Source organism: Streptococcus infantis (genome assembly GCF_047460405.1).
In the GTDB taxonomy this organism is placed as follows: Bacteria; Bacillota; Bacilli; order Lactobacillales; family Streptococcaceae; genus Streptococcus; species Streptococcus infantis_Q.
Window position 1 is genome coordinate 82,840 of sequence record NZ_JASHGH010000008.1, and the last position, 11,500, is coordinate 94,339.

General features: G+C 38.8%; 8 protein-coding genes and 1 pseudogene. 7 read left to right on the plus strand and 2 right to left on the minus strand.

Annotation, left to right across the window (positions count from 1 at the left end; all coding sequences use genetic code 11):
* Positions 1-4: 4 nt before the first annotated feature.
* The 5 genes from QM928_RS05235 to QM928_RS05255 all read left to right on the plus strand — a co-directional run bounded on the left by QM928_RS05235 (position 5) and on the right by QM928_RS05255 (position 3,264).
* Positions 5-1,321, plus strand: coding sequence for a glycosyltransferase family 4 protein (locus tag QM928_RS05235; protein WP_414294681.1), 1,317 nt, complete (start codon positions 5-7; stop codon positions 1,319-1,321).
* Between the two features lie 26 nt (positions 1,322-1,347).
* Complete coding sequence (locus tag QM928_RS05240; protein ID WP_414294682.1) at positions 1,348-1,539, plus strand: PspC domain-containing protein; 192 nt, start codon at positions 1,348-1,350, stop codon at positions 1,537-1,539.
* Positions 1,540-1,569: 30 nt separating this feature from the next.
* Positions 1,570-1,704, plus strand: a complete 135-nt coding sequence (locus tag QM928_RS05245) for a DUF4044 domain-containing protein (RefSeq protein ID WP_049548929.1) — start codon at positions 1,570-1,572, stop codon at positions 1,702-1,704.
* Between the two features lie 75 nt (positions 1,705-1,779).
* Complete coding sequence (gene obgE, locus QM928_RS05250; protein ID WP_414294683.1) at positions 1,780-3,090, plus strand: GTPase ObgE; 1,311 nt, start codon at positions 1,780-1,782, stop codon at positions 3,088-3,090.
* A 9-nt stretch (positions 3,091-3,099) separates the two neighbouring features.
* Positions 3,100-3,264, plus strand: coding sequence for a hypothetical protein (locus tag QM928_RS05255; RefSeq protein ID WP_049502767.1), 165 nt, complete (start codon positions 3,100-3,102; stop codon positions 3,262-3,264).
* 35 nt (positions 3,265-3,299) lie between these two features.
* Here the strand turns inward: QM928_RS05255 and QM928_RS05260 are convergent, their stop codons facing one another.
* Both QM928_RS05260 and QM928_RS05265 read right to left on the minus strand, forming a co-directional pair.
* Positions 3,300-3,770, minus strand: coding sequence for an arginine repressor (locus QM928_RS05260; protein ID WP_075231622.1), 471 nt, complete (start codon positions 3,768-3,770; stop codon positions 3,300-3,302).
* Positions 3,721-6,060, minus strand: a complete 2,340-nt coding sequence (locus QM928_RS05265) for a Xaa-Pro dipeptidyl-peptidase (RefSeq protein ID WP_414294684.1) — start codon at positions 6,058-6,060, stop codon at positions 3,721-3,723. Before QM928_RS05265 ends, QM928_RS05260 begins: the two co-directional genes overlap by 50 nt.
* Positions 6,061-6,178: 118 nt before the next feature.
* Between QM928_RS05265 and QM928_RS05270 the strand changes: the two are divergent.
* Positions 6,179-6,572, plus strand: a pseudogene (locus tag QM928_RS05270) (hypothetical protein); the annotation flags it as partial.
* Positions 6,573-7,172: 600 nt separating this feature from the next.
* Positions 7,173-11,500 (plus strand): YSIRK-type signal peptide-containing protein (locus QM928_RS05275; RefSeq protein WP_414294685.1); only part of this gene is annotated, 4,328 nt, incomplete at its 3' end.

Here is an 11,500-nt window from a genome sequence, read left to right on the forward strand (position 1 = left end):
GTATATGCGAATTGGATTATTTACAGATACTTATTTCCCACAGGTCTCGGGTGTTGCGACCAGTATTCGAACCTTAAAAACAGAACTTGAAAAGCAAGGACATGCCGTCTTTATCTTTACGACAACCGATAAGGATGTCAATCGTTATGAAGACTGGCAGATTATCCGTATCCCTAGTGTTCCTTTCTTTGCCTTTAAAGACCGTCGTTTCGCCTATCGTGGATTTACGAAAGCTCTTGAGATTGCCAAACAATACAAGCTGGATATTATTCATACGCAGACTGAGTTTTCTCTTGGTTTATTGGGAATTTGGATTGCTCGAGAACTGAAAATCCCAGTCATTCATACCTATCATACCCAGTACGAGGACTATGTTCACTACATTGCTAAGGGTTTGTTGATTCGTCCGAGCATGGTCAAGTATCTTGTAAGGGGATTTCTTCATGATGTGGATGGTGTGATTTGTCCGAGTGAGATTGTGCGTGACTTGTTATCTGATTATAAGGTCAAAGTTGAAAAGCGTGTCATTCCTACAGGTATTGAGCTAGCCAAGTTTGAACAACCTGAGATTGGACCAGAACATATCGTAGACTTACGTGATAAATTAGGCATTAAGAAAGACGAAAAGATGCTTCTTAGTCTTTCCCGGGTGTCTTACGAAAAGAACATTCAAGCTGTTTTGGCAGCACTTCCAGATGTTCTAAAAGAAGAGCAAAATGTTAAATTAGTCGTAGCTGGAGATGGACCTTATCTGGAAAACCTCAAGGAGCAAGCAGAAGATTTGCAGATTCAGGATTCTGTTATCTTTACAGGTATGATCGCTCCAAGCGAGACAGCACTTTACTATAAGGCGGCTGATTTCTTCATTTCAGCTTCAACTAGTGAGACGCAAGGCTTGACCTATCTTGAAAGTCTTGCAAGTAAGACTCCGGTAATAGCTCATGGAAATCCTTATCTAGATAATTTGATTAGCGATAAGATGTTTGGAACTCTTTATTATGAAGAGAGAGATCTAGCAGGGGCTATTTTAGAAGCTTTAATTGCAACTCCAAGGATGGATGAAAAACTTTTGGCTGAAAAATTGTATGAAATTTCAGCTGAGAATTTTGCTAAGAGAGTCCATGAGTTTTATTTGGATGCTATCATCTCAAACAATTTTGAAAAAGAATTAACTCGTGATGAGCCGATGACACAACGGATTTTAAAGACAGTATTTTACTTGCCACAACAGGCAGTTTCAGTTCCAGTCAAAAGTTCTAAACGAATGTTAAAAGCATCCAAGAAACAGTTGAATGATTTGAGAGATTATTGGAATGACTAAGGTCTTCGAAGAAAGGAAATGAAGAAATGAAAAAGAAATTTATGAGAAGTAGTCGAAATCAAAAAATCGGTGGAGTATGCGCTGGTTTGGCTAATTATTTTGATATTGATCCGACAATCGTACGTGTGATCTGGGGAGTTCTAGCTTTTTGTTATGGTAGCGGACTTATTGCTTACTTAATCTTGTGGGCAATTGCTCCAGTTTCGGAAGAATATTAAAAATAGGGAATTATAGAAAAGGAGAAAATAATGGCATTTGGTGATAATGGAAAACGTAAAAAAACATTTTTTGAGAAATTGACACTATTCGTCGTTTTGATTATGTTGTTTGTAACCTTAGCAGGTATCTTTGCTACAGCCATCGGTGTATTTAGCAGATTTTAAGAAGCTAGTATTTCTAGCAAGTAGTAATAGTTGGTGACTGGGATTTCCCAGCCCTTTTTAAAGTGAGAAAAGAATATGAGTATGTTTTTAGATACAGCCAAGATTAAGGTCAAGGCTGGAAATGGTGGCGATGGCATGGTTGCTTTTCGCCGAGAAAAATATGTCCCTAATGGAGGACCATGGGGTGGTGACGGTGGCCGTGGTGGTAACGTTGTTTTCGTTGTAGATGAAGGTTTACGTACCCTGATGGACTTCCGTTACAATCGTCATTTTAAAGCCCAATCGGGTGAAAAAGGGATGACCAAAGGAATGCACGGACGCGGTGCAGAAGACTTGATTGTTCGAGTACCGCAAGGAACAACTGTTCGTGATGCAGAAACTGGAAAAGTTATTACTGACTTGATTGAGCACGGTCAAGAGTTTATCGTTGCTCACGGTGGTCGAGGTGGTCGTGGGAATATCCGTTTTGCGACACCAAAAAATCCTGCTCCAGAGATTTCTGAAAATGGAGAACCTGGTCAGGAGCGCGAATTACAGTTAGAACTTAAAATTCTTGCGGATGTTGGTTTGGTTGGATTCCCTTCAGTTGGAAAATCAACTCTGCTCAGCGTAATTACCTCTGCAAAACCTAAAATTGGTGCCTATCACTTTACAACAATCGTTCCAAATCTTGGTATGGTCCGTACCCAATCAGGTGAGTCCTTTGCAGTGGCAGACCTTCCTGGTTTGATTGAAGGAGCAAGTCAAGGTGTGGGCTTGGGAACTCAATTCCTTCGCCATATTGAGCGTACTCGCGTTATCCTTCACATCATCGATATGTCAGCCAGTGAAGGTCGCGATCCTTACGAAGATTATCTAGCTATTAACAAAGAGTTGGAATCTTATAACCTTCGTCTTATGGAGCGTCCACAGATTATTGTTGCCAATAAAATGGATATGCCTGATAGTCAAGAAAACCTTGAAGAGTTCAAGAAAAAATTGGCGGCTAACTATGATGAGTTCGAGGACTTACCAGCCATCTTCCCAATCTCTGGTTTGACTAAGCAAGGTCTTGCACCTTTACTAGATGCAACAGCAGAGCTCCTTGATAAGACTCCAGAATTCCTTCTTTATGACGAGTCAGAAATGGAAGAAGAAGTTTATTATGGCTTTGACGAAGAAGAAAAACCATTTGAAATTAGTCGTGATGACGATGCAACTTGGGTACTTTCAGGTGAAAAACTCATCAAACTCTTTAACATGACTAACTTTGATCGTGATGAGTCTGTCATGAAGTTTGCTCGTCAGTTGCGTGGTATGGGAGTTGATGAAGCTCTCCGTGCTCGTGGCGCCAAGGATGGAGATTTGGTTCGTATCGGTAAGTTTGAGTTTGAGTTTGTAGACTAGGAGATAGCTATGGGAGATAAACCGATATCTTTCCGTGATGCTGATGGAAATTTTGTTTCTGCAGCAGACGTCTGGAATGAGAAAAAGTTAGAAGAACTCTTTAATCGCCTCAATCCAAATCGTGCTTTGAGACTTGCAAGGACTAAAAAGCAAGCTGAAAATAACAAATCATAAAATAAACCCGTGATGACTGTAATCACGGGTTTTTGCTACCGATCAAAAAATAGAGGTGGTGCAAATTGTTTGAGGCGTTCAAAGCAAGATTGAGCTTGTTCCTTATCCTCGCAGATAACCAAACAGACATCATTTCCACAGATAGTAGCCACTATTTCAGGGAAGTTTAGGGCGTCCAAGATAGATCCGAAGGATTGTGCCAAACCTGGATAGGTTTTGATAACAACCTGGTGTTGGACGGGTTGCATCATGTAGAGGGCTTCCTCCATATAGACTTCTAGCCGTTTTTCCCACTTGGATGTAGAGTCAGTGTTGATTGAATAATAGGAGTGCTCCCCTTCACGAATCTTAGAAAGATTCATCAGATTGATGTCTCTTGAAAGTGTTGCTTGTGTGACCTGTACTCCGTTTTCAATCAGTAGTTCTTGTAATTCAGTTTGGGTATGAATTTTTTGTTTAGTGATTAGGGCTCGGATGAGCTGGTGTCTTTGCTCGGCTTTGTTCATCTACAGTTACCTCCCTTTGAAAAGGTATCTCAAGATTGGACTGTTCAAGGTCTACAGTCAAGTGATAGTCTGTATTGTCACGTACAGTAATCTCAAAGTCTGTTGTGTAAAGAACGAGACGTACTGTATCGCCTTCTTTTAGTTTGTAAATAGTTGGTTGGAGTTCAAATTGAAATTCCATCCATTCATCAGGCTTAACTTCCTCAATTTTCAGTAAATCATGACGATTTTGAAGATTGAGATAGCCTTTGGTGATAACGCGCTGTGCATTTGGGCTAAACGGTAGCTCGCAAAGATTTTCCAGCATGTGGTAACGACCATTATCAATCGTACGAGCAGACAAGACTCCTGGATACGGTTGTAGGTATTTCTTTTGACCAAGTTCGAGAAGTTGAGCAGAGAGAAGACCTTTATTGGTACTTGACTTGAGACGGAGGTTAAGTTTGACACGCCCGTTTAGTTGTATATCTTCTAAAATAGGAATATCAATGGTAACCTGGTTGACCTTGCCTTGATAGAGTTCATTATTAAAGGTTTGATAGGTTTTCCCAAAACGTTCAAAGTCTGACTCTTCATACTGGTTATCAATAACTGCCTCATCACTACCAAGTGGGATAATCTTCCTATCAGTCTGATTGCCAAAATCATCTAGTGTCAACCAAGTTTGAGGGCTGGTGTTATCCTGCCAAATGACTGTAGGTAGGTGATATTCAGTTTCTTGGCCCAGTAATTTTTGAGTCAACAAAGCATTCATGGATTCACGGAAGTCGATAGACTGCCAGTTGTTCATATAAACATGAGCACCATTATGATAGAAGAGGTGTTTTTTAATAGAACTTGGCAGTGCATTGAACATTTGATAGACATGAAGTGGTTTCACGTTCCAGTCTTGCGAACCGTGTGTGAAAACAACCTCTGCTTTGACCTTGTGGGCATTAAGCAGATAGTTACGGTCATGCCAAAATTGGTTATAATCCCCAGTCTTACGGTCTAGATTTATCTTAAGCTCTTCCATGGATGCTTTGTGAGCTTCATTCCCACGAATATAGTCACCAGCTAGAAGATTGCGTGAATAAGTTAATTCATCTAATGAATCGAAGTCCTCACCTGGATAACCTCCAGGGCTTGTGACAAGACCGTTTTCACGGTAATAGTTATACCATGATGAAATCCCTGCTTCAGCAATGATGACCTCTAAACCATCAACTTCTGTAGTAGCAAGACCATTAGACATTGTACCAAGGTAAGAAAGTCCAGTAGTAGCAACTTTTCCATTTGACCAATCAGCCTTGACTTGACGTTTACGACTGTGGTCTGTGAAGGCACGACAACGACCATTGAGCCAATCGATAACATTCTTGTAGCCTTCAATTTGACGATAATCACCATTTGGCATCAGACCTTGTGAATCCTTGGTTCCAAGACCTGATACATAGATATTAGCAAATCCTCTCGGAAGGAAATAATCATTGAGAGTGTAGCTACTATTAATATGAGTGAGTTTTTCTTCGGCTTCAGCCACAAGATCGGCTTGGCTAACTGGCTCAACAAAACTAATACTTGGTTCTTCTAAGCTAATCTCGTGAGGTTCTTTGACTGCTAATTCCCCTTCCATTTTGTAGAGGGCCTTATCACTAGCTTTATCATTGGTTCCCTGGTGGTATGGACTTGCAGTCATGACAGCTGGAATTTTGCCTTGGTAAGACGGACGGATGATGTTAACCTTGACTAAATCAGGTAGACCATCATTATCAGAATCAATACGACTTTCTACATAAACAACTTCACGAATAGCATTGTGAGTTGAGAAAGTAGCCAAACTCTTGCCATTGAAGTAGTGATAATCATTGTCCTCAGGGATAAGACCATCACTAACGAGCTGATCGATCAAGGTATTTCCTTTTTTAGTGCGCGTGTTAAGGACTTGATAGAGGTTATCATCTAAATTGCTGAATACGATAGGAAGTCCTGTTTTTTTATGAAAGCTTTGACCATCTTCGAAGTCTATAAGGTAGCTGAATCCAAGCAATTGAAAAACTACGGTATAAAAGATTTCTGCAGTTAATTCACGATCAGAATTGAAGAAAGTGAGTAGGTCAGTCTCCTTATCAACTGCCAAAGTTGAGAGGGGATAGTCGGTATTTTTATAATTAAAAAAACAAGTTCTGACAAAAACTTCAAACTGTTCTTTAGTTGAAAGTGCAGGGTCGATCTTGAAGCCAAGACTGGATAATTCATGTAAAGCTTGTTGCTGGCTTACAGGATAGTAACTGAATTGATTAAAACGCATAGATGCCTCCTTTGAAGAATCATTCTAAATTTATTATATCAAAAAAGCAAGGAAAATGATAGAAAAGAAAAGTGAAGTTATAGAAACTAAAATGAATAGCTGGAGATTTATAGTATAAAAAAACCATCTAGTCAAGATAGCGTTCTTGGAATTAAAAAAACTGAGAAACCAGTAAAGACGAGGTTCGCAAGCCCTGGTTGGAGTTTTTCGGGAACAAACCCTTTACCCAAGAACCCGACCGAGCCATCAGCCAAGCAGACCAACTGCTAGACTACAAAAGCTGGTCCGAGGAGGACAGGAAAATGTTTAGTCAACTACGTATGCGAGAAGAACAAGCCTTGTTACCACAGGACTATGCTTTGGAACGAGCCGAAGAAAAAGGCTTAGAACAGGGACTGGAGCGTGAGAAACTTTTTGCCTTTCTGGATATGGTTCGTCAAGGTCTTCTGGCTTCTGAATTTGCCAGCCAGCAATTGGGCATGCCCCTTGCTGAGTTTGGGTCTTTGCTATAAATGAGAATGGGAACATGTTATCGAATTAGATAGCATGTTTTATATTGTACCCTTCGATAATCTCTTTAAACAACGTCAACGTCGCATTGGATTATATATGTGACTGACTCCGTCAGTCTTATCTACAACCTCAAAGCAGTGCTTTGAGCTGACTGTGTAAGTTCTATCCACGACCTTAAACACTGTTTTGAGTAGCCTGCGGCTAGCATTCTAGTTTGTTCTTTGATTTTCATTAAGTATTGGGTCAATAGTCAATGCTTGTTTTCGTTTTTAAACTTACTCGAATTCTAATTATGCATATGTAAAATCTTCTGTAATTAAGTATAAATCGCACTAAAATATAACTGTATAATGTTACAATTAAATATATATAAGTGCAAAAAATGCAAAATCAAACTGTCTGAAAATTCCCTACTTTTTCAAACTGTTTCTTTTATTTTTTGCGAAATTTTGAATTCGAAAAGTTTGCATATATATTGAAAATAGGGTAGAATATGAGTGTAGGTTCCTGCATACACAAGAGGATATTACTCATTCTTTTTAAGTAATAAATTTTGTTATGTAGAAGCTATATCAACTAATTCCAAAAGGAGAAAAAAAATGGAACACAAAAACTCCATGAGTCGTGTTGAACGTTTGCGCCGTGAAAAGGTCACGCGATACTCGATTCGTAAATATAGCTTTGGAGCGGCCAGTGTAGCAGTCGCTGCTCTTTTCATGTTCTTAGGTAATGGAGCTGTATCAGTTCAAGCGGATGAAATTCAGGGAAATCAGGTTACTGAAAGCGCTAAACCACAACCTGAAGAAGACAAGTCTAAGCCTGCGACAGAAGTAGCGCCAGCTTTGAACAAAACTCAACTTGAAAGCTACATTTCAGAAATTGAGACAAAACTTTCTAACGGTTTTTACGATAACAAAACTGAAGAAAGTGTTGCAGCCTTAAAAGCTGATTTAGAAGCAGCAAAAGCTACATTAGCGAATGCAACAACTCAAGCTGAACTAAAACAAGCTTACAGCAAACTTGTCACTACAGTTAACTCTAAATTAAAAAATAAACCTGTAGAGAAAAAAGAAATTCCAGCGGTAGATACAACTGAAGGAAAAGAAACTGTAGGTAAAAAAGCAGAAAACACTGAACCAAGTGCGACTAATTCACACGCCATTCCTGCAAAGGCCGAAGAAGGTTCAGGATTTAGAAGAAACGATTCAGGGGCTCCTCAAGTTACAGACACTGTAAATTATACTGATGGAGCAGGTGTACCCCGTCGTGGTGTAACATCTGCAGATGCTTCTTTATCAGGGACTGGGACTAACGGAAAAACTGTAGAAGTTACAGTTGAAACTCCAGATAGAGGTACGAGAGTTTATAGCGCATTAGTAACTAATGGAAAATGGACTGTGCCATTAGAAGAACCATTAAAAGCTAGTAGAGATGCATTTAACAAAGATCAGCATGAAACAAAAATTACAGTAAAGTATATAGATGTAAATAATATATTAAACGATGAGACACGAGTTTATCTTGGACGTCCAGAATTTGTTAACAATACAGTAGTTGCAGGACAAAAAGAAGTATTGGTAAAAGTTCCGAAAGACGCGGACAATTTATGGGTAGGATTCGCAAATTCTAATGACCTTCAAGTAGCTATGAACAATGGGAACCCTGAATCTAAAGATACATCAATACTAACTGCAACAATGGCAGATACACAAAATGATCCTATCTTCCATATAGTAAAATTAACATTCGTTCAAAACGCAATTAAAGAAGGTTCTAATGGAATTAACATACAAGCACAATCTCTTTACAGTGCGGCAGGAGGAGCTCTACCTGGAGCAACAGAAGCACCAGAAGCTAAACGTCCAACATTAACTGCAACGAACGAAGCACCTACAATAGCATCAGCAGTTGAAGGAAACAGAAAAACTGTTGCTCAAGGTGCTCAACTTGACCTTGCATCTCTTGTGACAGTAGCAGATACAGAAGATGATGCGCAAGTAACAGTAGGTAATAAAGTCCATGCTGAAGTTGTTTCAGTAAATGGTGACGCAGCAACCAAGACAGTTGATACAAATACCCAAGGCACTTATACAGTTAAGTATAAAGCTGTTGATAGCCAAGGTAAAGAGTCAAACGAGATTGAAGTTACTGTAGTTGTAAATCCTGCTGAAAACGAAGCGCCAACAGTAGAAATTCCATTTTCAAATGGTAAAGATGTCTACGTTTATGGAGCGGAGCCATCAGGTTTCGATATCAAGATTAAAGATAATTCAGGTGTTATCAAAAGTGCAACTGTTTTACGAGGAGGGAATAATTCTTTCAATCCTGTAGCAGGTGAAACAGATATGCTTGATGTACAATATGGTTATAAAGCAAATATATTTACTAGCGATACAACAGCATCTGAACAAAGTCCAGCTATAATTCATTATAGAGGGTTACCAGGTGGTGAACTGAATGCAGGACAGTTAGAAAAAGCCAAAACTACTGGACTTACTTTAGGTTGGCGATATGTTAGAGTAGTTGATAAGGCAGGTAATATGCTTGATAATATTGCTCAAGGTGACAAATCAAAAGACAGAGACCTAGGAGCATTCAACGTTATTGTAAAACCTCAGACATATAAATACGATCCAGTTGAGTTAGCGAATGCAAATAAAGTTTTAGTTACAAATCCTGCTCAACTAACAACAGAAGAACTAACAAACGTTAAAAACAGCCTTAAGGTTGAATATTCAAAAACAAATGACGATGCACAATTAGCAAGTAAAAAAGGAACTTTACTTGATGATGCTAAAACTGTAGTTGCCGATGTAACCGAGTCTGGTAATAATTTCACTGTTATTTATAAAGATGGATCAACAGATTCAATCGCAAAATCTAAACTAATCAAGAGCGGAACTGCACCAACAGTAAATACAACAATAAAAGCATCAGGAAGTATTCCGGATTCAGTTCCATCATCAGATTCAGAATTAACAGGGACAGGTACACCTGGAGCAAAAGTTAAAGTTACTGTTAAGAATCCAGAAACAGGAGCTGTGATTTCAGAAAAAACAGCTGTAGTAGGAGAAGATGGTAACTGGAGACTTCCATTAGAAGAAGGATTAAATAGTAATACACAATTACCAGGAGCTAATGAAGCAACAAGACGCTTCTTTGCACCTAAAAATCCAGTAGAAATTACACAAGTTGTAAATGGAATTGAGACTGAGTCAAGAGCAGTTTCAGTAGCAGTAGGGGAATCTAAGATTTTACCATCAGCAGCAGCTAAAGATGGTAAGAGTGTTGTAGCAGGAGCAAAAGAAGTAACGATCACTGTACCACATGATGCGGGAAGATCATATTTCTTCTATACTAATAAAGGTGCTACATCTACGACTGAGGTCGCTTTAGAACAAAGCCAAAATGGATGGTCAATCATCAAAAATGGTGATAAAGCAACTATTAAGTCAGTGGAAAAAGGAGTATCTGTTCATACAATCACATTGACAATGAACGAAAATGCGCTATTCCAAGAAGGTGACAATAAGTTAGAAATTATCAGTCATAATGGACCTTCTTCGCCTCCAAGTCGTTTAGGAAGATACAAAATTAATGTAACAAACGAAAAACCAACACTTGCTTCTAAAAATGCTCAACCAGAAACTACAGTAAATGTAGGAGATACTGTAGATCCAGTATCACTTGTTACTGCAGCAGACCATGAAGATGATAAAGATGCAACACTTGGAACTAAAGTACGTGCTGAAGTAATCTCAGTAAATGGAGATGAATCTGTTAAGACTGTGGATACAACAACTGCGGGAAGATATGAAGTTAAATATAAAGCGGTTGATAGCCAAGGAAAAGAATCAGATGTATTAACTCACACTGTAATTGTTCAAGGTCCAGCGCCAACAGTTGAGGCTCCATACTCAAATCAAGCTAATAAACAAATCTATGTTTATACAGGTGAAAATACTGATTTAACTTTCAAAGGTGCAGATGAAAATGAAGTTAAAGATCTTTACCTACGTGGACCTGGAGATATTAGTAAAGATAATACTACAGACTATGGTTTTACAACAGGTAAAATCACTGATGGTACAGTTACTACAGGAGTAGGTGAAGTATCTGCTGACAAACGAACAGCGACTGTCAAGATGACTGGTAAAACTAATCTAGCAGCTGGTAAAGAGTGGACAAGTTTCGTTGTGTCTAAAGATAATGACGGTAAACTTTCAAACACTGATTATAGAGCGATAGATGTAGATCCTAACGCCAAAGAAAAACCAGGATATGTTCGATTTGTAGTTAAAAATCAAACATCTAAATACGATATAGCAACTCCAACTGAAAAAGTTGCTGTAACAGACCCAGCTAACGTAACGCAAGATGAGTTAGATAAAATCAAAGAAAAATTACAAATTGAGTATTCTAAGAGTAATGATGATGCTAACTTAGCAGAGAAAAAAGGTAAAGCTGTAGATGCTGAAGATGCTAAGACTAAGATTAAATCAGTAGAAAAAGATGCTAATGGAAATCTTGTAGTAACATACACAGACGGATCTAAAGATACAAGATCATTATCAGATTTTGTAGCTAAAAATCCAGAAGTAACTCCAGTTAAAGATCCAGCAAACTTAACAGACGCAGAAAAAACTAAAGTAGAAGAAGCCGTTAAGAAAGCTAACCCAACAGCAACGAAAGTTGAAGTAGGTAACGATGGAACAACAACTGTAACCTTCCCAGACGGATCAACAGCAAAACTAACACCAGAGAAGACAGCTAAAACAGCTGACTCAAATGGTCTTGTAGATCCAGAAGTAACTCCAGTTAAAGATCCAGCAAACTTAACAGACGCAGAAAAAACTAAAGTAGAAGAAGCCGTTAAGAAAGCTAACCCAACAGCAACGAAAGTTGAAGTAGGTAACGATGGAACAAC